We start from the raw sequence: 25,586 nt of genomic DNA on the forward strand, positions 1-25,586 counted from the left end.
AACGACACTGATCGGTCTGTCTTACTTCTCGATGACCGCGAGGACGTCGCGGGCGGAGAGCACCAGGTACTCCTCGCCGGCGTACTTGACCTCGGTGCCGCCGTACTTCGAGTAGAGAACGGTGTCGCCGACGGAGACGTCGATCGGCACGCGGTTGCCCTTGTCGTCGATCCGGCCCGGGCCGACAGCGAGGACGGTGCCCTCCTGCGGCTTCTCCTTGGCGGTGTCGGGGATCACGATGCCCGAGGCGGTGGTGGTCTCGGCCTCGTTCGCCTGGACCACGATGCGGTCCTCGAGCGGCTTGATCGCAACCTTGGTCGCGGTAGTCACGGGCATACCCTCCTGGGGTACTTGGTTTCGTTGCCGATCGGCATGCCGATCGGCGTCAATCTGCCACATGCCACCGGGCGGGGCCGTCGTCGCGGGTGCCGGTCCGCCTGGCGTTCAACCCCCGGACACCAGGGCCCGGAGGTTGGCACCCTCAGGGTGAGAGTGCTAATCGCAGGTTATTCCTCGGCTAGCACTCCGTCAAGGAGAGTGCCAATCCGCCGCCCTCGTGTCGCCGCTCCTCCGCCACTTTCTACCCACTCTTCCGGCGTCGTTCGCCAGCGTTTACCGCAACACGCCGACAGTCACTTCCCCGCCGAGCGCCCGGCCCTTACTCTCCGGCGCGACCACGTCACGGAGGGCGGACAGATGGCGGACGTACCAACCCTGGGTTTCCTGCGCGACCAGCTGCGTCGGGCCCGCAAGGTACGCGGGCTCAGCCAGGAGGAGCTGAGCAAGATGATCAACTACTCCACCTCGGCGGTGAGCGCGATGGAGATCGGCCCGAACCAGCTCAGTGCCGACTACCTGGCCCGGGTCGACAAGATGCTGGAGACCGGCGGGCTCTTCGTCGGCATGCTGGAGCTGATCCGGTTGCACGCCGAGCCGGACTGGTTCCGGCCGTGGGGCGAGATCGAGCGGGAGGCGGTCGCGCTGCGCTGGTACGACCCGGCCGTGGTGCCGGGCCTGCTCCAGACCGAGGCGTACGCGCGGGCGATGCTCCGGGCCGGCCCGCCGCTCACCGACGAGCAGATCGAGAAGCGGGTGCTGGCCCGGATGGCCCGGCAGGAGGTGCTCGCCCGCGAGGAGCCACCGCAGCTCGTCGCGGTGCTGGACGAGCAGGCGCTGCGCCGGCAGGTCGGTGAGCGCGCGACCATGCGCGAGCAACTGGAGCACCTGCTGGCCGTCAGTGACCGCCCGCACATCCAGGTGCGGATCGTCCCGGCCGAGACCCCGTGGTACATCGGACTCAACGGTCCCTTCGTGTTGGCCCGGCTGGCCGACGGCACCGAGGTGGCCCACCTGGACAACCAGCTCCGGGGGCACACCGTGGACAGCCCGAACGAGCTTGCCGCCCTGGGGCGACACTGGGAGACTGTGGCCGGTGAGGCGCTGCCGCGCCGGCAGTCCGCCCGCCTGATCGAGGAAGTGGCGAAGTCATGGACCTGACCCGCGCCGCCTGGCGCAAGTCCTCCCGCAGCAACAGCAACGGCGGCGCCTGCGTCGAGGTCGCCGACAACCTGCCCGGCCTGGTCGCCGTACGCGACAGCAAGGACCCGGCCGGCCCGGTGCTCGCCTTCACCCCCGCCGCCTGGCGCGCCTTCATCGCCCCCCACGCCCCCACCCGCTGACCAACCCCGACCCGCCCCTCCCCCCTTTGCGCCGACCCGGCCCCGCCCCACCCGGCTGGGCTCGCCATGCAGTCGCGCGCCCTCCCGCGCTGGGGACGCGCGAGTTGCGGCATGACGCGGTCTCCCGCCGAGCTGACAGCCCAGGATGCCGCAACCCGCGCCCGCCGGCTGCACATGACAGCTCGCACCGCGGCCCGGCCAGCGCGGCGGGGTTCAGGCCACCGGGCGGCAGACCAGGACCGTCGGGGCGGTGGCGACCCGGGTGAGCACCAGGCTCGCCGGCTGGTTGCCGCTTAGCCGCAGGTCGCGCCGGAGCCGCTCGGGCTCCAGCGCGGAGCCGCGCTTGAGAATCTCCACCCGGCCGACCCGCCGTTCCCGCAGCAGCGCCCGCAGCCGCTTGAGGGAGAACGGCAGCACGTCGGTCACCTCCAGGCAGCGGGCATACGGCGTGCGCTGGGCCGTGTCGGCGTAGAGGTAGGCGATGGTCGGGTCGGCGAGGGTGGCGTCCAGGTCGGCAGCCAGCTCGGCGATCAGGTGTGCGCGCACCACCGCCGGATCGGGGTCGTACACGAAGCGCCGCACCGCCCCGACCGGCGCCTCGCGGGTGCCCGACCCCGCGAGCCGGTGCACCGACTCCCCGGTCAGCACGGTCGCGCGGCGGGGGAAATCGGCCAGTTCGCCGCACCAGAGGGCCGCCTCGACCAGGTCGCCGTCCACGCTCACCCACTCCGCCTCCGCGCCAGGCGGGATCAGCGCGTGATCGATCCCCGGCGCGACCTTCACCACCGTGCGCGGCACCCGTCCGGCCAGGCCGGTCACGAAGTCCCACGGCGGTGAGTACGAGTTCGGGTCGAAAATCCGGCGACCGGTGCCGGCTCGGCGTCGGGCGGGGTCGCAGAAGACCGCCTCGACCCCTGTCACGTCGAACGCCGTCGCGTCGCCGCACTCGACGGTGACCAGGTCGGCCAGCCCGGCGGCCTGGGCGTTCGCCTCGGCCAGCGCAGCGGTGAGCGGGTCCGCCTCCACCGCGTACACCCGGATGCCGGCGCGGGCGGCGGCGAGCGCGTCGGCGCCCAGCCCGCAGCCCAGGTCGGCAAGTGTGCGCACGCCGGCGGCGCGCAGCCGCCGGGCCCGCCGGTCGGCGACGACCCGCCGGGTTGCCTGCTCCAGGCCCGGCCGGGTGAAGAACATGCCGGCCGCCGCCGGCCCGAACTTGCCGGTCGCCCGGCGGCGCAGCTCGGCCTGGGTCAGCGCCGCCGCCGCGAGCCCGCCGGGCACCCCGGCAGAGCGCAGCGCCACCGCCGCGGCCAGCGGATCACCGCCGGCCACCCCGGCTGCCGTGTCGAGCGCGGCCAACCCCTCGGGCGTACGCAACGCGGCGAACTGCTCCAGATCCACCCGCCTATTCTTCCGCCCCGCCCCCACCTGCCCCGCCGAGGCCCAGGCCGGCCTTTCGCCGGGCATGCCGGTCGCGACTTGCGGCATCCTGGGCCCTCACGTCGGCCAGAGGGCGCGACTTGCGGCATCCTGGGCCCTCACGTCGGCCAGAGGGCGCGACTTGCGGCATGTTGGGCCTCCGGTCGCCCGCCTTCGGTCGCCCCGGAAGGCGCCCCGGCACCGAACCACCGGATGAGAAGGCGCTGGCTCGGGCAACGGACCGGGGCTACGTTGGCGGGCATGGCGGGACGTGGCACCCCGGCGACCATGCTGCTGGCCAAGCGGAAGGTCGACCATCGCACCCATCCGTACGATGTCTCGCCTGATGAGCCCAACTATGGCGCGCTGGTCGCCGCCGCGCTCGCGGTGACGCCCGAGCGGGTCTTCAAGACCCTGGTCACCGAGGTCGACGGGGCACTGACGGTGGCGGTGGTGCCGGTCACCGGCGATCTCGACCTCAAGGCGCTGGCGGCGGCCGTGGGCGGCAAGCGGGCCACGCTTGCCGAGCGGGCGACGGCCGAGCGGGCCACCGGGTACGTACGCGGCGGGATCAGCCCGCTGGGCCAGCGGCGACGCCTGCCCACGGTCCTCGACGTCTCCGCCCTGAAGCATCCGACGGTGTACGTCTCGGCCGGCCGCCGGGGGCTCCAGGTGGAGCTGGCTCCGGCCGACCTGGCCGCCCTCACCGACGCCCGGTTCGCCCCGCTCGCCAGCCCCTGACCCGACCCGTACCCACCGACCGGCGACCCGGACACCAGGGCCGTCGCAGGCACGGTGGCGGCGAGGTGTCGCTGGCGTTGCTGAATTGTTACCGCCGACAACAAACTCGTGACCGGCGCACCCTTGTGCTGGCGTTGTGGCGCGGAATACGTTGCCGGACACAACAAAACAAAACACCGACACCCTTCCCACCCTCGAAAGGACCCTGCACATGCGCAAGGGCTTCCTCGCCGTCGGCACCGTGGGCCTGCTGGCCCTCGGCAGCCTGACGGCCTGTGGCGACGAGTCCGGCGGCGACCAGGCCGGCTCCGACGTGACCCCGAAGATCGGCGTGATCCTGCCGGACAGCAAGTCCTCCGCCCGCTGGGAGGGCGCTGACCGCAAGTTCCTCCAGGCCGCCTTCGATGCCGCTGGCGTCGAGTACGACATCCAGAACGCGCAGGGTGACAAGACCGCGTTCCAGACCATCGCCGACCAGATGATCACGAGTGGCGTCACCGCGCTGATGATCGTGAACCTGGACTCCGGCACCGGCAAGGCCGTTCTCGACAAGGCCAAGTCGCAGGGCGTCGCCACCATCGACTACGACCGCCTCACCCTCGGCGGCTCGGCGGAGTACTACGTCAGCTTCGACAACGAGGCTGTCGGCAACCTCCAGGGCGAGGGCCTGGCCAAGTGCCTGACCGACCAGAAGGCGGAGAAGCCGGTCGTGGCGTACCTGAACGGGTCGCCGACCGACAACAACGCCACCCTGTTCAAGAACGGCTACGACTCGGTCCTCAAGCCCAAGTTCGACGCGAACGAGTACGTCAAGGGCCCGGACCAGTCCGTGCCGGACTGGGACAACGCCCAGGCCGCCACGATCTTCGAGCAGATGCTCACCCAGACCGGCGGCAAGATCGACGGTGTGCTGGCCGCGAACGACGGCCTCGGCAACGCCGCCATCTCGGTGCTGAAGAAGAACCGGCTCAACGGCAAGGTCCCGGTGACCGGCCAGGACGCCACCCCGCAGGGCCTGCAGAACATCCTCGCCGGTGACCAGTGCATGACCGTCTACAAGGCGATCAAGAAGGAAGCCGACGCCGCCGCCGAGCTGGCCATCGCGCTGGCCAAGGGCGAGCGCAAGGAGACCGGCCAGACCGTCAAGGACCCGGAGGGCGGCCGGGACGTGCCGTCGGTCCTGCTCACCCCGCAGGCGATCTACAAGGAGAACGTCAAGGACGTCATCGCCGACGGTTTCGTGACCAAGGAAGAGGTCTGCACCGGCAACTTCGCCGCGCTCTGCACCGAAGCGGGCATCAGCTGACCTCACCCGCCTAGGCGGCGCCGCCCGGCACGGTAACCCCGTGCCGGGCGGCGTGCCGCCGCTGGACGGGCCCCGATCTCCCTCCGTGACAAAGGAGAACCCCGTGTCCGCGACCCCTCTGCTGGAGCTACGCGGGATCGACAAGAGTTTCGGTCCCGTCCAGGTCCTACGCGATGTCGCCTTCGCCGCCTACCCGGGCGAGGTCACCGCGCTCGTCGGTGACAACGGCGCCGGCAAGTCGACCCTGGTCAAGTGCATCAGCGGCATCTACCCGACCGACGCCGGGCAGTTCGTCTTCGACGGCCGGCCGGTGAACATCCACAGCCCACGCGACGCCGCGGCGCTCGGCATCGAGGTCGTCTACCAGGACCTCGCGCTCTGCGACAACCTCGACATCGTGCAGAACATGTTCCTCGGCCGCGAGAAGCGCAGCGGCATCGTCCTCGACGAGCCGACGATGGAACAGATGGCGGCCGAGACCCTCGCCGGGCTCTCCGTACGCACCGTCAAGTCGTTGCGCCAGCTCGTCTCCAGCCTCTCCGGCGGCCAGCGTCAGACGGTGGCCATCGCCAAGGCCGTGCTCTGGAACAGCAAGCTGGTGATCCTGGACGAGCCGACCGCCGCGCTCGGTGTCGCGCAGACCGCCCAGGTGCTGGAACTGGTCCGGCGGCTGGCCGACAACGGTCTGGCCGTCGTGCTCATCTCGCACAACATGAACGACGTCTTCGCCGTCTCCGACCGGATCGCCGCGCTCTACCTCGGCCAGATGGTCGCCCAGGTGAAGACCACCGACATCACTCACGCGCAGGTGGTCGAGCTGATCACCGCCGGCCGCTCCGGCGGGCTCGGACTCACCGGCGACCCGGCCACCAACGGCAACGGCGCGGCGCCGGCCGGCAGCACCACGGGAGGCGTCTCATGAGCACCACCGCCGTCAAGCAGGAGGGGCCGGCCGCCGTCACGTCGACGCCCTCCGTCGGCAGCCACGTCCGCGACTACTGGCGACGGGTACGCGGTGGCGACATCGGCGCCCTGCCCGCCGTCCTCGGCCTGCTCGTCCTCTGCACGGTCTTCTCGATCCTGCGGCCCTCGTTCCTCAGCGCCGGGAACTTCGCCAACCTGTTCACCCAGGGCGCGGCGGTCACCCTGATCGCGATGGGTCTGGTCTTCGTTCTGCTGCTGGGTGAGATCGACCTGTCGGCCGGCTTCGCCAGCGGCGTCTGCGCGGCGGTGCTGGCAAACGTGGTCACCGTGCTCGGATATCCCTGGTACGTCGCGGTGGCCGCCGCCGTGCTCACCGGCATGGTGATCGGTACGATCCTCGGCCTCCTGGTCGCCAAGATCGGCATTCCCTCCTTCGTGGTCACCCTGGCCGGCTTCCTGGCCTTCCAGGGCGTGGTGCTGCTGCTCATGGAGGAGGGCCGCAACATCTCGGTGCGCGACTCGGTGCTGGTGGCGATCGCCAACCGCAACCTGCCGCCGCTGCTCGGCTGGGCGCTCACCGCCGTGGCCGTCGCCGGTTACGCCGCCGTCCAGCTGCTCCGCTACCGCAATCGCGCCGCGCGAGGCCTGGTCACCGACCCCATGACGGTGGTGCTCGCCCGGATCGGCGGGCTGGCTGTCATCCTCGGCCTCGCGGTCTACATGCTCAACCTGGAGCGCAGCCGCAACGTGCTGATCAGCTCGCTCAAGGGCGTGCCGATCGTGGTGCCGATCATCGCCGTGCTGCTCATCATCGGGACCTTCGTGCTCCACCGCACCAGCTACGGCCGGCACATCTACGCGGTCGGCGGCAACAAGGAGGCCGCCCGTCGGGCCGGCATCAACGTGGACCGGATCCGCATCTCGGTCTTCGTCATCTGCTCCACCATGGCCGCTGTCGGCGGCATCGTCGCCGCCAGCCGGGCCAACTCGGTCGACCCGAACACCGGCGGCAGCAACGTGCTGCTCTACGCCGTGGGCGCGGCCGTCATCGGTGGCACCAGCCTCTTCGGCGGCAAGGGTCGGGTGCTGGACGCGGTGCTCGGTGGCGCGGTGGTCGCGGTGATCGACAACGGGATGGGCCTGATGGGCTACAGCTCGGGCGTCAAGTACGTGGTCACCGGCGTGGTGCTGCTCCTGGCGGCGAGCGTCGACGCGCTGTCGCGCCGACGAGCCGCCGCCAGCGGCAGCCGCTGATCCGCTGCACCGAAGGTAGTCACAACCGATGCGCGTGGGACCGAGCCAGGACGAGATTCGTCGACAGAATCTCGGTGCCCTGTTGCGCTACGTGCACGTGCACGGTGCCACCACACGTGCGGAACTGACCACCGCACTGGGGTTGAACCGGAGCACCATCGGCGCGCTCACCGCCGACCTCGCCGCGGCCGGCCTGGTGACTGAGGGGGCGCCGAAGGAAACCGGCCGGGCCGGACGACCGTCGCTTGTCGTCCGGCCCGAGTCGGACCGGGTCTTCGCGTACGCGTACAGCATCGAGGTGGACCGGCTGCGGGCCGCGCGGGTCGGGCTCGGCGGCGCGGTGCTCGACCGCCGGGAGCTGGACCGGCCACGTGGTCTGACCGCCGCAGAGGCCGCCCCGCTGCTGGCCGGCGCGGTCAAGGAGATGCGGCAGGCGATGCCGGAGGACGCCGTCTGCGTCGGTGCCGGGGTGGCGGTCTGCGGCATGGTCCGCCGCGACGACGGCCTCGTCCGGCTCGGTCCCACCACCGGTTGGGTGGACGAACCGATCGGCACCGCGCTCGGCACCGAACTCGGCGTCGACGTGCCGGTCACGGTCGGGAACGTGGCCGACGTGGCGGCCTTCGCCGAGCACGCCCGGGGCGCGGCAGCGGGCTGCGACAACGTCATCTACCTCTACGGCGACGTCGGCGTCGGTGCCGGGATCATCGCCGCGGGCCGACGGCTGACCGGGCACGGCGGTTACAGCGGCGAGGTGGGGCACATGGTGGTGGTCCGCGACGGGGCCCGCTGCGAGTGCGGTAACCGGGGATGTTGGGAGACCGAGATCGGCGAGCACGGGCTGCTCCGGGCCGCCGGTCGCTCCGACGCCCGGGGCCGGGAGGCGATGCTGGCGGTCTTCGACGCCGCCGACCGGGGGGACGCCCAGGCGCAGATCGCGGTACGCCAGGCCGGCGACTGGCTCGGCTTCGGCGTCGCCAACCTGGTCAACATCTTCAACCCGGAGATGGTCATCTTCGGCGGCACCATGCGCGATCTCTATCTGGCCGCCGCCGCCCAGGTGCGCAGCCGGCTCAACTCCAACGGCCTGCCGGCCTGCCTGGAGCATGTCCGACTGCGTACGCCGAAGCTCGGCGAGGACGCTCCCCTGGTCGGCGCGGCCGAACTCGCCTTCGACCGGTTGCTGGCCGACCCGCTCGACGTCAACTGACCTCCAGTTCCAGATTTCGCGAGCCGGTTTCGCCAATCGGTGAACTGATTGGCCGAACAATCCGTACCTGGATGCGGACGGCCGACGGGGTGCGGACGTCCGTCGCTCAACGATCGGTTCTCGTCCGAGGAGGCGCCGCAGACATGGCACCGCTGGATTCCGCTCGTCGCCGGCAGGGCAACCGGTCCCGTCGCGTGGCGGTGCTGCTCACCACGATCGTCGCAGCCCTCGTCGTCCTGCCGGGTGTGGCGCTGGCCGCGCCCGCCGCTCAGCAACTCGCCGCCGCCGACCAAGCGCTGCTCGACGGGGTGCGGCTGGCCGGGCTCTGGGAGATGCCGGCCGGGCAGATGGCCGCCGAGAAGGGCAGTTCGCAGGTGGTCCGCGAGGTGGGCGCCGAAATCGCCCGGCAGCACGAGGAGCTTGACCGGATCACCGTGGAGGCGGCCAACAAGCTGAGCGCCGTCATCCCCAACGCACCGACCGCCGAGCAGCAGGGCTGGCTCACCGAGATGAAGGACGCCCGTGGCGCCCGCTTCGACCAGATCTTCGTCACCCGGCTCCGGGTCGCCCACGGCAAGATCTTCCCGGTGATCGGCGCGGTGCGGGCCAGCACCCGCAACGAGGTCATCCGCGACCTGGCCAACTCGGCCAACACGTTCGTCGGTGACCACATGCGGATGTTGGAGAGCACCGGCCTGGTCCGGTACGCCGAGCTGCCGCCCGCCGCACTACCGGCACCGGGCAACGACGGCCTGCTCGCCGCCGCGCAGGCCAACACCGGCCCGCAGATCGGCGTCAGCAACACGCTGATCTGGGCAATCTTCCTCGGCGCTCTCGGCACCGGTGGCTTCCTCACGTACCGCATGTTCCGTCGCAGCTGACGGCCGCCACCCGATTCGATGACCGTTCGTACCCGAGCCGCTGCCCTGCTCGGGCTGGTCCTCACCGCACTGTGCGCCGCCCTGGGCCCCGCCGGCCCAGCGGCGGCGCACGCCGTGGTGGTCGCCACCACCCCGCAGCGCGACGAGGTGCTCGGGTACGCGCCGCGCGAAGTGCTGGTGACCTTCAGCGAGACCATCACCGTGGTTCCCGGCCGGGTGCAGGTCCTCGCCCCCGACGGCAAACGGATCAACGTCGGCGAGCCCGAGGTCCGGAACGGGACCATCCGGATCGCCCTGCGGCCCTCGGATCGTCCACTCGGCACCTACCTGGTCAGCTACCGCGTCATCTCGGCGGACAGCCACCCGGTCGCGGGCAGCTTCACCTTCGCCGCCGGGGCACCGTCGGCGACTCCGCCCGAGCCGGCCCTGGCGGAATCCGAGTCCCCTGCCGGCGTGCTGGTACCGGCCGCGAAGTACCTCGGGTACCTGGGGCTGCTCCTGGCGGTCGGTCCGCCACTGCTAGCGGCCACCATCTGGCCCCGCCGTCGCGCCCGTCGAGGTGCCACGGCCACCGCGCTGTGCGGGCTCGGCCTGGTCGCCATCGGCACGCTCGGCACCTGGGTCGGGCAGGCAGCTCAGGTGGTGGGTGCGCCGGTCGGGCAACTCTCCCCGGCCGATCTGCGGGCTGTGGCGGACAGCGACGTCGGCGTGGTGCTGGCCGTACGGCTGGCGCTGGTCGGGCTGGCCGCGATCCTGCTGCCGGCGGTGATGCGGGGCGCTGGTGAGCGCTCGCCGACCGGTCGGGGCGTCGCCAGCCGGGTACGCGCTGCGGCACTGGCGGCGGTCGGCCTGGCCGGGTTCGTCACCTGGCCACTGGCCGGGCATCCGGTCGCCTCGCCGTTGCCGCCGGTGAGCATCGCACTGGGCACCCTGCACGTCGCCGGGGTGACCGCCTGGTTGGGTGGACTGTCCGCGCTCACCGTGTTTCTGCTCCGGGGCACCCACGAGCGGGTGCTCGCCCGGATCCTGCCGGCCTGGTCCCGGTTGGCCACTCTCGCGGTGGCCTGGCTGGTCGCCGCCGGGCTCGGCCAGGCCGCGATCGAACTCGGCCGCCCCTCGGCCCTGTGGGGCAGCACGTACGGTCGCCTGCTGCTGGCCAAGGCGGCCCTGCTGGCCGGGGTGCTGGCGGTGGCGGCCGGGCAACGTCGGTTGATCAGGCGGCGGGTCGCGGCGGCCCGACCCCGCTGGATCGCTCGGGCGGCCGGCGTGGAACTCGCCGTGACGGCGGTGGTGCTGGCGCTGACGGCGGTGCTGGTGCAGACACCGCCGGGCCGTTCCGTCGGCACGGCGGCCGACGGGGTGAACCGCGAGGGTGTCGCGCAGTCGCTCACCACCGACCTGTTCACCTTGCAGTTCGACATCTACCCGGCGGTCGCCGGCACCGCGAACAGCCTGCACGCCTACGTCTACACCCCGCAGGCGAAGGAGTTGCCGGTGGCGGAGTGGACGGTCACCGCCGCCCTGCCGGAGGCCGGCATCGAGCCGATCACCGTCGACGTGTTCGCGCTGGAACCGCACCACGGCAGCGCCGAGATCCACTTCCCGGTCGCTGGTGACTGGACGTTGCGGGTCAGCGCCCGGACCAGCGAGATCGACCGCTCCACCGCCACCACCACGGTGACCATCCGCTGATCGGCGCGCTCCACGCCGCCGTCGAACCGGCGGCCGGCCCGGCGACGCCTCAGCGGTCGACCTGGGTGAAGTCCCAGGAGTGCGGCTGCCGGGCGAGCAGCATCACCGGCGGGTCGGGCAACGGCTGTGGGTTGCTGCGCCATTTGGAGATCACCACGACCCGGTGATCGGTGGACGAGAAGACCTCGCTGGACAGGTGCAGCGGGTCGTGCTCGAACTCGGGTAGCGCGCTGTCACAGACCCAGGTGATCAGGTCAGCGAGCGCGTACGGCTCCGCCCGTGCCTCCCACATCCGTACGATCACGTCGTCCTCCTCAGACGCTGACCGTGGTCAGCGGCATGGCCGAATCCGCGGGCAGGTCGAGCCGGCTGGGCGCGACGCCCGAGGCGACCAGGTGCGAGCCGAGGGCCGCCACCATCGCGCCGTTGTCCGTGCACAGGCCGGGCCGGGGCACGCGGACCCGGATGCCGTGCCGGGCGGCCCGCTGTTCGGCCATCGCCCGCAACCGTGAGTTGGCCGCCACTCCCCCGCCGATCACCAGGGTCTGCACACCCCGGCCACGGCAGGCGTCCAGCGCCTTGTTCACCAGCACGTCGCAGACGGCCTCCTGGAATGATGCGGCGACGTCCGCGACCGGAACCGGCTCGCCGGCCCGCTCGCGGGCCTCCACCCACCGCGCCACCGCGGTCTTCAGCCCGGAGAAGGAGAAGTCGTGGCGGTGCGCGACGAGATCCTTGGCGGCCGTCAGCCCACGCGGGAAGGCGATCGCCGCCGGGTCACCGGCCCGGGCCTCCCGATCGATGTACGGCCCACCGGGGAACGGCAGACCGAGCAGCCGGGCCACCTTGTCGAACGCCTCGCCTGCCGCATCATCGATGGTGGCACCCAGCGGGGTCACGCCCTGGGCCAGATCGTCGACCATGAGCAGCGAGGAGTGACCACCGGAGACCAGCAACGCGATCGCCGGTTCGGGCAGCGGACCGTGTTCCAGCGTGTCCACCGCGACGTGCGCGGCGAGGTGGTTGACGCCGTAGACCGGCTTCTCGGCGGCGATCGCGTACCCCTTGGCGGCGGCCACCCCGACCAGCAGGGCCCCGGCCAGGCCCGGCCCGGCGGTGACCGCGATCGCATCCACGTCGGCGAGCGTCACCCCCGCCTCGGCAAGTGCCCGCCGCATCGTCGGCACGATGGCCTCCAGGTGCGCCCGGCTGGCCACCTCGGGCACCACCCCACCGAATCGGGCATGCTGCTCCACGCTGGACGCGAGCGCGTCGGCGAGCAGCGTGTGGCCGCGTACGACACCCACGCCGGTCTCGTCGCATGAGGTCTCGATGCCGAGGATCAGTGGTTCGTCAGCCATGGCTTTACTCAGTCCCGGGTGCGCTGCATCACCAGCGCGTCGGTGTTGCTCGGTTGGTAGTAGCCGCGCCGCACGCCGATCGGCTCGAATCCGTGCATCGCGTAGAGCCGCTGGGCCGGCGCGTTGTCGGCGGCCACCTCCAGCAGCACGGTACCTACACCCGCCCGGTTGGCCTCGGCGAGCAGCGCCTCCAGCAGCAACCGGCCGATGCCCCGGCGCTGGGCGTCCCGCCGGACCGCGATGTTCTGCACCCACGCCTCGTCGGGCGGCGCGACGGTGAGCCCGGCGTAACCGAGCACCGCGCCCTTGTCCTCGGTCGCGACCCGGTAGAAATGTCCGTGGGCCAACTCGTTCCAGAACATCGGTGCCGACCACTGTTCGGCACCGAAGAGGTCCGCCTCGATCGGCAACACCTCGTCGATATGCCACCAGCGGAACCGGCCGAGTCGCACCTCGCTCACGAAAGACCACTTTCCCCGGCGCTCACGGCAGGACCGGTTTGCGCGCGGTCGCCGCCACCGCGTCCGGGCGACGCAGGTAGAGCGGCGTCAACGGATCACCCGGCACGCCGGTGCGGATCCGTTCGGCGGCCAGGGTGGCCAGCGCGGTCGCGTCCGGGTAGCGCGGCTCGGGTCGCAGCGTCAGGCCGAGGGCATCGGCGTACCGGTGTGCGCCGTCGCCGACCATGACGGTGACGGCCAGCGCGCGGGCCCGCTCGGCGGCCACCGCGGGCGCGCCGACCTCCGGCCCGACCAGGCGCTGGCCGGCGCCGTCGTAAACCGCCCAGTAAATTTCCCGGCGCCGCGCGTCGCTCGCCGCGAGCACCGGCTCGCCGGCCGCCGCCGGGTGGCCGATCGCGTCGAGCGAGCAGACCGCGTACGCGGGAATGTCGAGCACCTGGGCCATGGTGGCGGCGGTGACCAGCCCCACCCGCAGCCCGGTGAACGGCCCCGGGCCGACCCCGGCGACGATCGCGTGCAGGTCGGCCGGCCGGGCGGCGACGTCGGCGAGCACCGCGTCGATCTGCGGGGCGAGCAGTTCGCCGTGCGCCCGAGCGTCGACGGTGCACCGGTGCGCCCGGGTCGTGACGCCACTCGCGGTGACCTCGACGAGCGCCGCGGTCACCGCCGGGGTCGAGCTGTCCACCACGAGTACGAGCACAATGACCCAGCCTAGCCGCATCGCCTCCGGCCCTTGGACGCCCGCCCGTCATCGCCGCCGGGTCACTTCTGCTGTGGTTGGCAAGAAGGCACGGGGCCAGGTCCGTGCCTCCTGGCCCCGAGACGACCGATCAGTTGCGTCGGCTCCACTGCTGGTTTGCTCCACCCCAGCAGCTGTACAGCTGGATCACCGCCCCGTTACCGCTGCCACCGGCGTCGAGGCACAACCCCGACTGCACTCCGGTGATCGTGCCGTTGGAGTTGATGTTCCACTGCTGGTTCGCGCCGCTGTGGCAGTCATACAACTGGATCCGGGTGCCGTTGCTCGTGCTGGAGTTCGGCACGTCCAGGCACTTGCCGTTCACCGTCAGCTGCCTGCTCGAGGTGTGGGTGAACCGCTGGTTCGAGCCGCCGTGGCAGTCATACAACTGGATCTGGGTGCCGTTGCTCGTGCTGGAGTTCGGCACGTCCAGGCACCGGCCGGACTGCTGACCGACGATCATCTGGCCCGACCCGCCACTGGGCGGCGGGGTGGTCGGGCCAGGGCCGGGGGTGCCGCCTTCGCGGACGGTGATGTCCGAGCTGCCCTGGCTCTGGTAACCCTCGGTAGCCATGATCTGGTAGTAGTGATTGCCGAGGTTCAGGCCAACCCGGGCCCAGGCGTCGAAGTGGTTGGCGGTGGTGATGGTGCCGCTGCTGCGCTTCTGCTGCCGGACGCTCCAGTACTGGTAGAACGTCGCGGTGCCGTCGATCGAGGGCTGGTTGACCCGCTGGCTGCGCAGGATGTCGTAGGTGCCGCCGTCGGTGGTGACGCTGCCCAGCCGGGTGGCCCCGCTACTCGGGTTGTAGCTGCCGAAGTTCTCCACGACGTAGTACTCGACGAGCGGGTTACGGGTCCAGCCGTACAGGGCGAGGTAGCTGTTGTTGTTACCCGGGTTGTAGCTGCCCGAATAGGTGATCGTGCGGCGGGTTCCCGGGTTCCAGCCCTTGCCGCCGACCCAGTTGTTGGTGCTCCTGCTCCACGAACTGGTGTAGCGACCGTTCTCACGCAACACCATGCAGGCGTCGCCACTGTCCTTCCAGAACGAGAAGAAGAACCCGTTGTGGGTGCCCTCCGTGTTCGAGCAGACCTGCCGGTCGGCCTCGGCCTGCGCGGGGCTGGCCGAGATCGCGACGGTGCCGGTGGTGGCCAACACCGCGGCGCAGGCGGCGGCAGCCAGCATCCTGACGCGACCGCGTCGGCGACTCTTACTGTGAGTGGTGATTTCGTTCATGGTGGTGTGCTTCTCCTTACGAGAGGCGGTGTGACGTAATCGGCGGGGCGCGTGTGGTAAAGGGACGGTCACCACGCGTCGATGCCGCGCCATGGTTGTGCGAATTGCCGGACTGTCGGTCGTATAGGTGCTCCACTGCTACTTTGCGTCGGCACTGACCCCCAGACTGAAGACGTAAGCGGGCATCTATGTTTCCGATATCGTTATCCAACGATCGATGTCAGTCAAGGAATGCCGTCCGACCGGCTTCACCGACCAACCAGGTGGATGCCGCCACCTGGTACGTGCGGGCGGCGTGGCGGCAGGAGCACACGGCTCAGCCGGCCGAGCGCTCCCAATCGATGGTCGGCAGGCCGGCGTCGGCGAGCGCCTTGTTGGCGGCGCTGAACGGGCGGCTGCCGAGGAAACCGCGGGGATTCATCGGGCTGGGGTGCCCGGCCTCCAGGACCACGTGCTGCGGGTTACCGACAAGCGCCGCCTTCCTGCGTGCGTACCCGCCCCAGAGCAGGAACACCACCCGCGACTCCAGCGCGTCGAGTGCCCGGATGGTCGCATCGGTGAACTCCTCCCAGCCCCGGTTGGCATGTGACCCGGGGCTGCCCTGGCGCACGGTCAGCACCGAGTTGAGCAGCAGCACGCCCTGCGCCGCCCAGCCGTCGAGGGTGCCGCTGGGCGGCCTCGGCACGCCCAGATCCTCGCCCAGTTCCTTGAAGACGTTGCGCAACGACGGAGGCACGGAGACACCCTCACGCACGCTGAAACTCAGCCCGTGCGCCTGGCCGGCGCGGTGGTAGGGATCCTGACCGAGAATCAACACCCGGCAGGCCGACGGCGGGCAGAGCCGGTACGCCGAGAAAAGATCCTCGACCGTCGGGAAGACCGGGCCGGCAGCGTACTCCCCGGCGACGAATTCGCTGAGCGCGGCCGTGCGGGCTGGATCGAGATGCGGGGTGAGCACCGCCCGCCACTCGTCGGGAAGCAGCGCCAGCAGGTCGAGAGCAGGGGCGTCGTCGGGCATCGGCAACCTCTCACCGGTCGGAACGTCTGCGGGCACTGTAGGTATCGGGTACGACAGCGCTCAGCCCAGGGCGGATAGGCGCTCCGCCCAGTCGCCACCGACCGGCTCCAACTCAGCCGTCCGGGTGTCGTCGTCGTGCCGGTGCAGACGGACCCGCAGGTGGGCGTCGGCCAGTTGCTCGACGAGTCCTTCACCCCACTCGACCACGGTCACCGAGTCGTCGACCGAAGCGTCCAGGTCGAGGTCGTCGATCTCGGCCCGGGGATCGCTCGCGTCACCCAACCGGTAGGCGTCGGCGTGCACCAGCGACACCCCTCGTCCGCTCGTCGGGTCCGGTCGGTGCACCCGGGCGATCACGAACGTCGGGGAGGTGATGTCGCCTAGCACCTCCAGGCCGGCGCCGATTCCCCGGGTCAGCGCGGTCTTGCCGGCACCCAGCGGGCCGGTGAGCAGCACCAGATCACCGGCGCGCAGCAGCCCGGCCAGCCGTCGCCCGAAGGTGTGGGTGTCCGCGACCGTCGGCAGTACGACCTCGGTCACGAGTCGTCCCGTCCACAGGTGCCGAGGAAGCGGAGCAACGCGGCGTTCACCTCGTCGGCGTGCTCCAGCATCACCACGTGACCGCTGTCGGGGATCCGGACGAACTCGGCGTGCGGCAGCCGCCGGACGATCTCCTCCGAGTGGATCAGCGGTGTGATCATGTCCTTGTCTCCGACGATCACCAGCACCGGCGTGTCCGCCAGCGCGGCCAACGCCGGGAACCGGGAGTGGGTCGCCAGGGTATGCAGGTAGCGGGTCACCGTGTCGGCGGAGGTACGGGAGTTCATCTGCTCCACGTACGACACCAGTGCCGGGCTCGGCGCTCGGGTGCCGAAGCCGTACCTGCGGGTCAGCAACCAGGCCACGTTCGTCGTCGAGCGACGGGCCCGGTCGATGACCGCCCCGCCGTACCGGGTGACATTGCCCGCCATGTAGAGCACCGGCGCACCGACCCGGCCCAGCAGGGCGGGCGCGACCAGCTTCGTCTCCGCCAGCAGCCCGCCCGAGGTGGCCATCAGCACGGTCCCCACCACCCGGTCGCCGAACATTTCCGGGTACAGCTCCGCCAGCGCCATGATGGTCATGCCACCCATCGAGTGACCGACGAGCACCAGTGGCCCCTCCGGGGCCGCCTCGTCGATCACCCGGCGCAGCGTACGGCCCAGCGCCGTCAGGTCGTATTCGCCGCTCTCCAGCCGCCCCGACCGGCCGTGCCCCGGCTGGTCGTACGCGACGATCCGGTGCTCACCCCGCTCGGCGAGCAGTTTGCGCTGGAAGTGGAAGGTGCCCATGTCCAGGCAGAAGCCGTGCACCAGCAGCACGGTCGGGTTGCCGTCGACCGGCCGGGTCGGCTCGACCACCTCGACGTGGATGTCGGTGCCGTCGGGCATCTCCAGCCGGTACGCCTCGTCGTACCGCTGGTCGCCGAAGACCTCCTCGGCGTACGGGTCGGCGGGGTCCGCCTTCAGCCGGCGGACCAGGGCGCGTTCCGTGGCGACCCCGGCGGCCAGCCCGGCGGCGGCCACCCCCAGCGCCGCACCGACCAGACCGGCGGCCTTCCCGGCGGCGGTCCGGGGCCGTGGGATGCGCCAACCGGTCATGCCCGGTCGCCGTCGTAGACGCGCGGGACCCGGGTGCTGCCGAACCGGGTGACGATCTCGTAGTTGATGGTGCCGACGGCCTCGGCCCAGTCGTCGGCGGTGGGCTCACCCTCGGACCCGCTGCCGAACAGGGTCGCCACGTCGCCGGCGGCCACCGGATCGTCGCCGCAGTCGAGCACGAACTGGTCCATGCAGACCCGACCGGAGATGGTCCGGCGGGCTCCCCCGAGCTGCACCGGTCCGCAGTTCGAGGCGTGCCGGGGCACCCCGTCGGCGTAGCCGAGCGGCACCACGGCCAGGTTGGCCTCGCGTTCGGTCGTGTAGGTGTGGCCGTAGGAGACGCCCGCGCCGGCCGGCACCCGCTTGGTCAGCAGCACCCGGGCACGGGCGGTCATCGCCGGACGCAGCCCGTACGTCTCGCCCGCCACCGGGGAGAGGCCGTAGACGGCCAGCCCCGGACGGACCAGGTCGAAGTGGGTGTCCGGCCGGGTCAGCGTGGCCGCAGAGTTGGCCAGGTGCCGGTAGCGCGGGCGGAGCCCGGCCCGCTCGACCATGGCCAGCCCCTCGTGGAAGACCGCCACCTGCCGGTCCGTGGTCGGGTGACCGGGCAGGTCCGCGTAGACGAAGTGGCTCCACACACCCACCACCTCGATCAGCCCGTCGGCCTGTGCCTTGGCGGCGGCGTCGAGCAGAGCCGGCCAGTCAGCGACCGTCGCGCCGCCCCGGGCCAGCCCGGTGTCGATCTTCAGGTGCAGTCGGGCGGGCCGCCCGGCCGTGCGGCTCGCCTCCAGCATCTCGTCGAGCTGCGGCAGGCTGGCCACTCCCAGGTCGATGCCGGCGGTCACGCCGGTGTGCAGCGGTAGCCCCGGGGCGAGCAGCCAGGCCAGCATCGGGGCGTCGATGCCGGCCGCGCGCAGCGTCAACGCCTCGTCCAGGGTGCAGACGCCGAGCCAGTCCGCCCCCGCGTCGAGCGCGGCTCGGGCGGCCGGAATCATGCCGTGGCCGTAGCCGTCGCCCTTCACCACCGCCATCAGTTCCGCACTGGTGCCGGCGCGCAGCCGGTCCACGTTCTCCCGGATCGCGTCTAGGTCGACACGTACCTCGGCCTGCCACATGCCCCCACCCTACTTTCCAGGCTGATCACCATGGCAGGTACTCAGGGCAGACGGGCCAGCACGGGACGCAGCGCGACGGCGACGTCGGGCGCGGTCACCGGGCCGCCCCGGGCCGCTTCCCGGCCGGCCAGCCCGTGCAGGTACGCCGCCGCCGCGGCGGCCCGCTCGGCCGGTAGGCCGGCCGCGAGCAGCGAACCGAGCAGTCCGGCCAGCACGTCGCCGGTGCCACCGGTGGCCAGCGCGGGAGTGCCGGTCGGATTGACGTACGCCCGTCCATCCGGCGTGCCGACCACCGTCCGATCTCCCTTGAGCAGCACCACCGCGTTCATCCAGGCGGCCAGTCGGAGCGTGGCGGCGACCCGGTCGCCGCCCGGTTCCTCCCCGCAGAGCCGGGTGAACTCCCGATCGTGCGGCGTCACCACGATCGGCGCGTCCCGGCGACGCAGCTGGTCGGCGAGGGAACCGTCGACCAGCAGGGTCAAGGCGTCGGCGTCCAGCACCACCGGCACCGGGGCGGCGAGCACGGTCCGCAGCTCGGTGGCCGCCCGCTCGTCGGTGCCCAGCCCAGACCCGCACACCCACGCCTGTACCCGGCCGGCGTCGGACACCCGGCCGGTGGCGATCACCGAGGCATGCTGGCGGACCACCTCGTCCCGGGCACCCCCGGCGTACCGGACCAGGCCGGTCGGGCCGGCCAACGCGCCGCCGACGGAGAGCACCGCCGCACCCGGGTACGTCGCGGAGCCGGTGGCCACGCCGACCACACCTCGGGTGTACTTTTCCGAGCCGGGGCCGAGCCTCGGGTACCAGTCGGCCACGTCCGACCACTCCACGACGTGCAGCGCGGGGCTGCCGCGTAGCCACGGCACCAACCCGATGTCGACCAACTCCACCTCGCCGGCCAGCGCGGCGGCGGGGCCGACCGCCAGGGCCGGCTTCAATGCGCCGAAGGCCACCGTCACGTCGGCGCGCACCGCGTTCGGACTGCCGGACGGCGTCAACGGCACCGCCCCGGTGTCGACCGCGACGCCGCTGGGCACGTCCACCGCCACGACCGTCGCCCGCTCGCCGTCACGTCCCGAGTGCCGCAGCAGACTCGCCGCCAACTGCTCGGCGGTGTCCCGCAGGCCACCGCGACCGCCGATGCCGACGATCCCGTCGAGCACCAGGTCGACCACGGCCGGCGGTCGGGACACGACCCGTCCCCCGGCGGCACGCAGCGCGGCCAGCCCTTCGGCGTGCACCCGATCCGGGGTGAGCAGCAACGCCGACACGGCGGCGCCGCGCCGGGCCAGCCGGGCACCCGCGTACAGGGTGTCGCCGCCGTTGTCGCCGGAGCCGACGAGCAGCAGCACCGGGGCGGCGTACACCCCGCCCCGCTCGGCGAGCAGCAACGCGCCACGACGGGCCAGCCCGGCGGCGGCGCGTTGCATCAGCGTGCCGGGCGGCACCGTGGCCATCAGGGCGGCCTCCGCCGCGCGTACGTCCGCGACCCGCCAGACCGGCCTCATGCCACACCCCGTTTCCCGATCACCCGGCCAACCCTACCGGCGCGGCGGCGGCAAGATAGCCGTCGGCGACGCGTCCGGCAACGCCTGTGGACAAACCGAAGGTACGGCCGCCACCGGCTGTCCACAGGGCACCGTCGCCGGTCCCACCACCGCCTAGCGTCTGCGTCGTGTCGACGCCAGACGGGAGGGACGATGGCCGAGGAGAAGCTGGCCGTACGGCCGGAACTGCTGCACCGGGTCGGGCGGTCGCTGGGTGACACCGGCTACCGGCTGGCGCACGGGACGGCCGGCGAGCGAGGGCTGGCCGCACCGGCCCGGGGCGAATGGTCGACGGCGCGGGCGCTCGCCGGCCTGGAGGCGGCCGTGCACGCCTGGTCCGGCCGGCTCGGTGCCCGGGTCGCGGAGACCGGCGACGGGGTACGCGCCGCCGCCGGGGCGTACGAGTCGGTGGACGCCAGGGCCGCCGCCCGGCTCTCCGGCCTGCCCCGATGAGCGCACCAGGTCAGGTCGGTTACGCCCGGCTCGCCATGGTCGACCCGGCGGCGTGGCGGGCCACCGGATCGGCCTGGGCGAGCCTGGCCGGGGTGGCCGAGCGGCGGGCCGGTGAGCTCGCCGACGGCAGCGCCGCCCTGCGCACCGGTTGGTCCGGCCGGGCCGCCGAGTCGGCCGGTGCCCGGCTGACCGGGCTGCGCGACGAGCTGGTCGCGCTGGTGCCGGCCGCGATCGAGACCGACCAGGTGCTCGCCGAGTTCGCCACCCGGTTGGTGGCCGCCCGGGCTCGACTGACGGCCGCCGTGGCCCTGGCCACCGCCAGCGGTGTGCTGATCGACCGCCGGGGTGGCGTACGCGCCGATCCCACCCGGCTGCCGTCCGACCGCGCCGACGCGACGGTGATCCAGGTGGCCACGGCCCTGCGGGAGGCGCTCGACCTGGCCGCCACGGCCGACGGGGAGGCCGCGACGCGCCTCGCCCGGCTGAGCGAGGCCGCCGGTACCGGCTGGACGGCCCGGCCACCGGCGTACCGGCCGCCGTCCGACGCCGAGCCGGGTCTGGTGCGGCGCTGGTGGGCGGGGCTCACCCCGGCCGAGCGCCGCTGGTTGGTGGTACACGAGCCGGAGCTGACCGGGCGGCTCGACGGGGTGCCGGCCGATGCCCGTGACCAGGCCAACCGGATGCTGCTCGCGGCCCGGCGAGCGGCGCTGGCGCAACGGTGGGAGCAGTTGCTGGCCCAAGTGCCGCGTGGCCCGCTGGAAGTGGCCGGACTGCGGGGTGTCGAGGCCGCGCTCTCCGGCCTGGACGCACTCGCCGCCCGGCTGGAGTCGGGCCAGCAGCCACGGGCGTACCTGCTGGGCATGGAGGTCGACGGTGAGGGGCGGGCGGTGGTGGCGCTGGGCAACCCGGACCGGGCCGGCGAGGTGCTCACCTATGTACCCGGGATGACCGCCGGGCTCGACGACGCCGCCGGCGAGTTGGGCCGGGCGGCGCGGATACTGGCCCGGGGCGCCGAACTGGCACCGGACGCGCAGACCTCGGCGGTGCTCTGGCTCAATTACGACGCCCCGGACTTCCTGCACGAGGCGGCCTGGGACGGGCAGGCCCGCGCGGCCGGAGAGGCGCTGCACCGGTTCCAGGAGGGCCTGCGGGCCACCCACGACGGCCCGCCGGCCCGGCAGACCGTGCTCGGGCACAGCTACGGGTCGCTGGTGGTGGGCACCGCCGCTCGCGACCATGGCCTCGCCGCCGACGCGCTGGTCTTCGTCGGCTCGCCCGGGGTCGGTGTGACGCACGCGGCCGACCTGGGGTTGCCACCCGGGCAGGTCTGGGCCAGCACCGCCCCGGACGACGTGATCCGGCTGACCCGCCCACCGGAAGAGCTGGCCCTGCGGGCGGCGCTCGGTGTCTCGCCGGTCGGCACGATCGCCGGCTGGCTGACCGGGTCGGGCGACGAACGGTGGTTCGGGCGCGACCCGGCCGAGCCGGGCTTCGGCGGGCGCACGTTTCCCAGCGGCAGGTACGGCCACACCGGCTACTGGCATCCGGACAATCCGGCGCTGGACGGCATGGCGCGGGTGATGCTGGGGCGCTGAGGCCGGCCCCGGCGGCCGGGTCGACCGCCGGGGCCGGCCGCCGGGCTACTCCACGGTGACGGACTTGGCGAGGTTGCGCGGCTGGTCGACGTCGTGTCCCCGGGCGGCGGCGATCTCGGCCGCGAACACCTGCAACGGCACGGTGGTCACCAGCGGCGCGAGCAGCGTCGGCGTACGCGGCACCTGGATCAGGTGATCCGCGTAGCGGACCACCGATTCGTCGCCCTCCTCGGCGATGACGATGGTACGGGCGCCCCGCGCGCGTACCTCCTGGATGTTCGAGACGACCTTGTCGTGCAGCATGCCCCGGCCCACCGGCGAGGGGACGATGCAGATCACCGGGGTGCCCGTGTCGATCAGCGAGATCGGGCCGTGCTTCAGCTCGCCCGCGGCGAAGCCCTCGGCGTGCATGTACGCCAACTCCTTGAGCTTGAGCGCACCCTCCAGCGCCACCGGGTAGCCGACGTGCCGGCCGATGAACAGCACCGTCGACTCGGCACGCAGCTCGCGGGCCAGCTCGCGGACCGGCTCGATCCGGCCGAGCAGTTCGCGCAGCTTGTCCGGCACCCGGTGGAGCTGCTCGACCACGGCCGCCACCTCGTCGGCGTACTTGACGCCGCGCACCTGCGCGAGGTGCAGCCCGATCAGGTAGCAGGCGATCACCTGGGTGAGAAACGCCTTGGTGGAGGCGACGGCGATCTCCGGGCCGCCGTGGGTGTAGAGCACCGCGTCGGACTCCCGGGGGATGGTGGAGCCGTTGGTGTTGCAGACGGCCAGCACCCGGGCCTTCTGCTCCTTGGCGTGCCGCAGCGCCATCAGGGTGTCCATGGTCTCGCCGGACTGCGAGATCACCACGATGAGGGTGGACCGGTCCAGCACCGGATCGCGATAGCGGAACTCGCTGGCCAGCTCCACCTCGCAGGGGATCCGGGTCCAGTGCTCGATGGCGTACTTGGCCACCATCCCGGCGTGGTACGAGGTGCCGCAGGCGACGATGAAAATCTTGTCGACGTCACGCAGGTCCTGGTCGCTGAGGCGGACCTCGTCGAGCATGATCTCGCCGCTCTCGGTCAGCCGGCCGAGCAGCGTGTCGGCGACGGCCTGCGGCTGCTCCTCGATCTCCTTGAGCATGAACCAGTCGTAGCCGCCCTTCTCGGCCGCCGAGGAGTCCCAGTCGATGTGGAAGTCCTTGCCGCTGGCGGGCTGCCCCTCGAAGTCGGTGATCTCGATGCTCTCGGCGGTGATCAGTACGATCTGGTCCTGGCCCAGCTCGACCGCGTCCCGGGTGTGCTCGATGAACGCGGCCACGTCGCTGGCGAGGTAGTTCTCACCGTCGCCGCGGCCGACTACCAGGGGTGAGTTGCGGCGTGCGCCGACGACCGCGCCGGGTATCGCCGAGTCGACGGCGAGCAGCGTGAAGGCGCCCTCCAGCCGCTGGCAGACCACCCGCATCGCCGCGGTCAGCAGTTGCGGCCCGTCCGGCTGGCCCGCCGCGCGCAGGTCGGTCAGGGCAGCGGAGAGCAGGTGGGCCGCGCACTCGGTGTCGGTGTCGCTGGTGAAGGTGACGCCCTCGTCCTCCAGCTCGGCACGGAGCTTGGCGAAGTTCTCGATGATGCCGTTGTGGATCACCGCTACCCGCCCGTCGGGGGACAGGTGCGGGTGGGCGTTGCGGTCGGTGGGACCGCCGTGGGTGGCCCATCGGGTGTGTCCGATGCCGGTGGTGCCGTCGCCGATGCCGATCGGGCTGGCGCCGCAGCCGGCCGGGTCCTCGGCCGCCCGCTCGGAGAGCACCTTCTCCAGGTTGGCCAGCTTGCCGGCCTTCTTCTCGGTCAGCAGCACCCCGTCGCAGACGATGGCGACGCCCGCCGAGTCGTAGCCGCGGTACTCCAGCCGCCGCAAGCCGTCGAGCACGATGCCGAGCGCCGGTCGGGCGCCGGCGTAACCCACGATTCCACACATGGGTCGCAGCCTAACCAGTTCCGCTCACGATGTCTGCTCGAAAGCGGGGTAAACAATCACTGAATTTGAGCGATCTGGCGATGTTGGTGATCGGTGCCGCAAAGCACGCATCCGGTCCCGGGCGGATCGGCTCGTCGCACCCGTACCCTGACGGGCGTGACGAGCAGCGATGTCGATCCGCTGGTGGCCCGGATGCGCCCGTTCGGGACGACGATCTTCGCCGAGATGTCCGCCCTCGCGGCGCGTACCGGGGCGGTGAACCTCGGGCAGGGTTTCCCGGACACCGACGGCCCGCCCGAGATGCTCGCCGCTGCGGCGGAGGCCCTGGCCGCCGGCCGCAACCAGTACCCGCCCGGCCCCGGCATCCCCGAACTACGGGCGGCGGTGGCCGGGCACCAGCGCCGCTTCTGGGGGCTGGAGTACGACCCCGACGGCGAGGTGGTGGTGACCGCCGGTGCCACCGAGGCCATCGCCGCGGCCATCCTCGCCCTCTGCGAACCCGGCGACGAGGTGGTCTGCTTCGAGCCCTACTACGACTCGTACGCGGCCTCGATCGCCCTGGCCGGTGCGATCCGGCGACCGGTGACGCTCCGCCCCGACGCCGACGGGAGGTACACCTTCGACCCGGCGGCACTGCGGGCCGCGTTCGGTGCGCGTACCCGGCTGGTGCTGCTGAACTCACCACACAACCCGACCGGCAAGGTGTTCACCCCGGATGAACTGGCCCTGGTCGCGCAGCTGTGCCAGGAGCACGACACGTACGCGGTCACCGACGAGGTGTACGAGCACCTGGCCTTCACCGACGCCGTCAGCGGGCACGTGCCGCTGGCCACGCTGCCCGGGATGCGCCAGCGCACCCTGCGGATCTCCTCGGCCGGCAAGACCTTCTCCTGCACCGGATGGAAGGTGGGGTGGGCCAGCGGGCCGGCGGCGCTGGTGTCCGCGGTGCTCCGGGTCAAGCAGTTCCTCACCTTCGTCAACGCCGGGCCCCTGCAACCCGCGGTGGCTGTGGCGCTCGCGCTGCCCGACGACTACTTCACCGCCTTCCGGGCCGATCTACAGGCCCGCCGTGACCAACTGGTCAGCGGGCTGACCGCCGCCGGGTTCGACGTGTTCGCCACGGAGGGCACGTACTTCGTCACCGCCGACATCACCGACCTCGGCGGCACCGACGGCGTCGACTTCTGCCGTGCGCTGCCCGAGCGCTCCGGCGTGGTGGCGGTGCCCACCCAGGTCTTCTACGACGATCCCGAGGCCGGACGGCGGCTGATCCGGTTCGCCTTCTGCAAACGCCAGGAGGTGCTGGCCGAGGCGGTGACCCGGCTGCGCCGGCTGCCCGAGTTCCGGTGACCGACCCG

General features: G+C 72.1%; 25 protein-coding genes. 12 read left to right on the top strand and 13 right to left on the bottom strand.

Annotated features, from left to right (window positions below):
- Positions 1-21: 21 nt before the first annotated feature.
- On the bottom strand, positions 22-336 hold the full coding sequence (groES, locus tag O7601_RS02635) for a co-chaperone GroES (RefSeq protein ID WP_089155197.1): 315 nt from the start codon (positions 334-336) through the stop codon (positions 22-24).
- Positions 337-696: 360 nt separating this feature from the next.
- On the opposite strand from groES, the gene O7601_RS02640 reads away from it, so the two are divergent.
- On the top strand, positions 697-1,497 hold the full coding sequence (locus O7601_RS02640) for a helix-turn-helix transcriptional regulator (protein ID WP_281564707.1): 801 nt from the start codon (positions 697-699) through the stop codon (positions 1,495-1,497).
- Positions 1,488-1,679, top strand: coding sequence for a DUF397 domain-containing protein (locus O7601_RS02645; RefSeq protein ID WP_281564708.1), 192 nt, complete (start codon positions 1,488-1,490; stop codon positions 1,677-1,679). Before O7601_RS02640 ends, O7601_RS02645 begins: the two co-directional genes overlap by 10 nt.
- Positions 1,680-1,892: 213 nt before the next feature.
- On the opposite strand, the gene O7601_RS02650 is transcribed toward O7601_RS02645, so the two are convergent.
- Positions 1,893-3,077: a methyltransferase domain-containing protein gene (locus O7601_RS02650; protein ID WP_281564709.1), complete on the bottom strand. Its 1,185-nt coding sequence runs from the start codon at positions 3,075-3,077 to the stop codon at positions 1,893-1,895.
- Between the two features lie 279 nt (positions 3,078-3,356).
- Here O7601_RS02650 and ybaK point away from each other — a divergent pair, with 279 nt between their 5' ends.
- The 7 genes from ybaK (at position 3,357) to O7601_RS02685 (ending at position 11,103) form a co-directional block, all read left to right on the top strand.
- Positions 3,357-3,836 (top strand): Cys-tRNA(Pro) deacylase, encoded by a 480-nt coding sequence (gene ybaK, locus O7601_RS02655; RefSeq protein ID WP_281564710.1) that lies wholly within the window; start codon positions 3,357-3,359, stop codon positions 3,834-3,836.
- 211 nt (positions 3,837-4,047) lie between these two features.
- Positions 4,048-5,142, top strand: a complete 1,095-nt coding sequence (locus tag O7601_RS02660) for a substrate-binding domain-containing protein (RefSeq protein WP_281564711.1) — start codon at positions 4,048-4,050, stop codon at positions 5,140-5,142.
- A 103-nt stretch (positions 5,143-5,245) separates the two neighbouring features.
- Complete coding sequence (locus tag O7601_RS02665; protein WP_281564712.1) at positions 5,246-6,064, top strand: ATP-binding cassette domain-containing protein; 819 nt, start codon at positions 5,246-5,248, stop codon at positions 6,062-6,064.
- On the top strand, positions 6,061-7,320 hold the full coding sequence (locus O7601_RS02670; protein ID WP_281564713.1) for an ABC transporter permease: 1,260 nt from the start codon (positions 6,061-6,063) through the stop codon (positions 7,318-7,320). The genes O7601_RS02665 and O7601_RS02670 overlap by 4 nt, the downstream gene beginning before the upstream one ends.
- Positions 7,321-7,348: 28 nt before the next feature.
- Positions 7,349-8,530, top strand: a complete 1,182-nt coding sequence (locus O7601_RS02675) for an ROK family transcriptional regulator (RefSeq protein ID WP_093404906.1) — start codon at positions 7,349-7,351, stop codon at positions 8,528-8,530.
- A 143-nt stretch (positions 8,531-8,673) separates the two neighbouring features.
- Positions 8,674-9,411, top strand: a complete 738-nt coding sequence (locus O7601_RS02680) for a DUF4142 domain-containing protein (protein ID WP_281564714.1) — start codon at positions 8,674-8,676, stop codon at positions 9,409-9,411.
- Positions 9,412-9,429: 18 nt separating this feature from the next.
- Positions 9,430-11,103: a copper resistance protein CopC gene (locus O7601_RS02685; protein ID WP_281564715.1), complete on the top strand. Its 1,674-nt coding sequence runs from the start codon at positions 9,430-9,432 to the stop codon at positions 11,101-11,103.
- A 49-nt stretch (positions 11,104-11,152) separates the two neighbouring features.
- On the opposite strand, the gene O7601_RS02690 is transcribed toward O7601_RS02685, so the two are convergent.
- The 10 genes from O7601_RS02690 to O7601_RS02735 form a co-directional block, all read right to left on the bottom strand.
- Positions 11,153-11,407, bottom strand: a complete 255-nt coding sequence (locus O7601_RS02690; protein WP_281564716.1) for a hypothetical protein — start codon at positions 11,405-11,407, stop codon at positions 11,153-11,155.
- A 10-nt stretch (positions 11,408-11,417) separates the two neighbouring features.
- Entirely contained in the window at positions 11,418-12,464 is a 1,047-nt protein-coding gene (tsaD, locus tag O7601_RS02695; RefSeq protein ID WP_281564717.1) for a tRNA (adenosine(37)-N6)-threonylcarbamoyltransferase complex transferase subunit TsaD, read from the bottom strand.
- 8 nt (positions 12,465-12,472) lie between these two features.
- Complete coding sequence (gene rimI, locus O7601_RS02700; RefSeq protein WP_281564718.1) at positions 12,473-12,925, bottom strand: ribosomal protein S18-alanine N-acetyltransferase; 453 nt, start codon at positions 12,923-12,925, stop codon at positions 12,473-12,475.
- A gap of 22 nt (positions 12,926-12,947) precedes the next feature.
- Positions 12,948-13,625 (bottom strand): tRNA (adenosine(37)-N6)-threonylcarbamoyltransferase complex dimerization subunit type 1 TsaB, encoded by a 678-nt coding sequence (gene tsaB, locus O7601_RS02705; protein WP_281564719.1) that lies wholly within the window; start codon positions 13,623-13,625, stop codon positions 12,948-12,950.
- Positions 13,626-13,755: 130 nt separating this feature from the next.
- Positions 13,756-14,847: a glycoside hydrolase family 11 protein gene (locus O7601_RS02710; protein WP_281564720.1), complete on the bottom strand. Its 1,092-nt coding sequence runs from the start codon at positions 14,845-14,847 to the stop codon at positions 13,756-13,758.
- A gap of 367 nt (positions 14,848-15,214) precedes the next feature.
- Entirely contained in the window at positions 15,215-15,916 is a 702-nt protein-coding gene (ung, locus tag O7601_RS02715; RefSeq protein WP_281564721.1) for a uracil-DNA glycosylase, read from the bottom strand.
- A gap of 60 nt (positions 15,917-15,976) precedes the next feature.
- The gene (tsaE, locus tag O7601_RS02720) at positions 15,977-16,456 is read right to left on the bottom strand and encodes a tRNA (adenosine(37)-N6)-threonylcarbamoyltransferase complex ATPase subunit type 1 TsaE (RefSeq protein WP_281564722.1); all 480 of its coding nucleotides are present in this window, start codon (positions 16,454-16,456) and stop codon (positions 15,977-15,979) included.
- Positions 16,453-17,556: an alpha/beta hydrolase gene (locus O7601_RS02725; protein WP_281564723.1), complete on the bottom strand. Its 1,104-nt coding sequence runs from the start codon at positions 17,554-17,556 to the stop codon at positions 16,453-16,455. The genes tsaE and O7601_RS02725 overlap by 4 nt, the downstream gene beginning before the upstream one ends.
- Positions 17,553-18,671 (bottom strand): alanine racemase, encoded by a 1,119-nt coding sequence (gene alr / locus O7601_RS02730; protein ID WP_281564724.1) that lies wholly within the window; start codon positions 18,669-18,671, stop codon positions 17,553-17,555. The genes O7601_RS02725 and alr overlap by 4 nt, the downstream gene beginning before the upstream one ends.
- A 41-nt stretch (positions 18,672-18,712) precedes the next feature.
- Positions 18,713-20,182 carry an NAD(P)H-hydrate dehydratase gene (locus tag O7601_RS02735; protein ID WP_281564725.1) on the bottom strand — a complete coding sequence of 490 codons (1,470 nt, stop codon included), beginning with the start codon at positions 20,180-20,182 and terminating at the stop codon, positions 18,713-18,715.
- A gap of 192 nt (positions 20,183-20,374) precedes the next feature.
- Between O7601_RS02735 and O7601_RS02740 the strand changes: the two genes are divergently transcribed.
- Both O7601_RS02740 and O7601_RS02745 read left to right on the top strand, forming a co-directional pair.
- Positions 20,375-20,674 (top strand): type VII secretion target, encoded by a 300-nt coding sequence (locus O7601_RS02740; protein ID WP_281564726.1) that lies wholly within the window; start codon positions 20,375-20,377, stop codon positions 20,672-20,674.
- A complete protein-coding gene (locus tag O7601_RS02745; protein WP_281564727.1) occupies positions 20,671-22,269 on the top strand; it encodes an alpha/beta hydrolase in 1,599 nt (532 codons plus the stop codon). The genes O7601_RS02740 and O7601_RS02745 overlap by 4 nt, the downstream gene beginning before the upstream one ends.
- Before the next feature lie 45 nt (positions 22,270-22,314).
- Here the strand turns inward: O7601_RS02745 and glmS are convergent, their stop codons facing one another.
- A complete protein-coding gene (glmS, locus tag O7601_RS02750) occupies positions 22,315-24,228 on the bottom strand; it encodes a glutamine--fructose-6-phosphate transaminase (isomerizing) (protein ID WP_281564728.1) in 1,914 nt (637 codons plus the stop codon).
- A 156-nt stretch (positions 24,229-24,384) separates the two neighbouring features.
- Between glmS and O7601_RS02755 the strand changes: the two genes are divergently transcribed.
- On the top strand, positions 24,385-25,578 hold the full coding sequence (locus O7601_RS02755; RefSeq protein WP_281564729.1) for a pyridoxal phosphate-dependent aminotransferase: 1,194 nt from the start codon (positions 24,385-24,387) through the stop codon (positions 25,576-25,578).
- The last annotated feature ends 8 nt before the right edge of the window (positions 25,579-25,586 follow it).

This window comes from Verrucosispora sp. WMMD573 (assembly GCF_027497175.1).
Lineage (GTDB): Bacteria > Actinomycetota > Actinomycetes > Mycobacteriales > Micromonosporaceae > Micromonospora.

Bases quoted from the DNA above. Each gene is read 5' to 3' on its own strand.
- ung (WP_281564721.1), bottom strand. From the start codon at position 15,916: ATGCCCGACGACGCCCCTGCTCTCGACCTGCTGGCGCTGCTTCCCGAC.
- groES (WP_089155197.1), bottom strand. From the start codon at position 336: ATGCCCGTGACTACCGCGACCAAGGTTGCGATCAAGCCGCTCGAGGAC.
- alr (WP_281564724.1), bottom strand. From the start codon at position 18,671: ATGTGGCAGGCCGAGGTACGTGTCGACCTAGACGCGATCCGGGAGAAC.
- O7601_RS02740 (WP_281564726.1), top strand. From the start codon at position 20,375: ATGGCCGAGGAGAAGCTGGCCGTACGGCCGGAACTGCTGCACCGGGTC.
- O7601_RS02680 (WP_281564714.1), top strand. From the start codon at position 8,674: ATGGCACCGCTGGATTCCGCTCGTCGCCGGCAGGGCAACCGGTCCCGT.
- O7601_RS02745 (WP_281564727.1), top strand. From the start codon at position 20,671: ATGAGCGCACCAGGTCAGGTCGGTTACGCCCGGCTCGCCATGGTCGAC.
- O7601_RS02640 (WP_281564707.1), top strand. From the start codon at position 697: ATGGCGGACGTACCAACCCTGGGTTTCCTGCGCGACCAGCTGCGTCGG.
- O7601_RS02725 (WP_281564723.1), bottom strand. From the start codon at position 17,556: ATGACCGGTTGGCGCATCCCACGGCCCCGGACCGCCGCCGGGAAGGCC.
- O7601_RS02675 (WP_093404906.1), top strand. From the start codon at position 7,349: ATGCGCGTGGGACCGAGCCAGGACGAGATTCGTCGACAGAATCTCGGT.
- O7601_RS02670 (WP_281564713.1), top strand. From the start codon at position 6,061: ATGAGCACCACCGCCGTCAAGCAGGAGGGGCCGGCCGCCGTCACGTCG.
- O7601_RS02685 (WP_281564715.1), top strand. From the start codon at position 9,430: ATGACCGTTCGTACCCGAGCCGCTGCCCTGCTCGGGCTGGTCCTCACC.
- O7601_RS02735 (WP_281564725.1), bottom strand. From the start codon at position 20,182: ATGAGGCCGGTCTGGCGGGTCGCGGACGTACGCGCGGCGGAGGCCGCC.
- ybaK (WP_281564710.1), top strand. From the start codon at position 3,357: ATGGCGGGACGTGGCACCCCGGCGACCATGCTGCTGGCCAAGCGGAAG.
- glmS (WP_281564728.1), bottom strand. From the start codon at position 24,228: ATGTGTGGAATCGTGGGTTACGCCGGCGCCCGACCGGCGCTCGGCATC.
- O7601_RS02710 (WP_281564720.1), bottom strand. From the start codon at position 14,847: ATGCTGGCTGCCGCCGCCTGCGCCGCGGTGTTGGCCACCACCGGCACC.
- O7601_RS02645 (WP_281564708.1), top strand. From the start codon at position 1,488: ATGGACCTGACCCGCGCCGCCTGGCGCAAGTCCTCCCGCAGCAACAGC.
- O7601_RS02660 (WP_281564711.1), top strand. From the start codon at position 4,048: ATGCGCAAGGGCTTCCTCGCCGTCGGCACCGTGGGCCTGCTGGCCCTC.
- tsaD (WP_281564717.1), bottom strand. From the start codon at position 12,464: ATGGCTGACGAACCACTGATCCTCGGCATCGAGACCTCATGCGACGAG.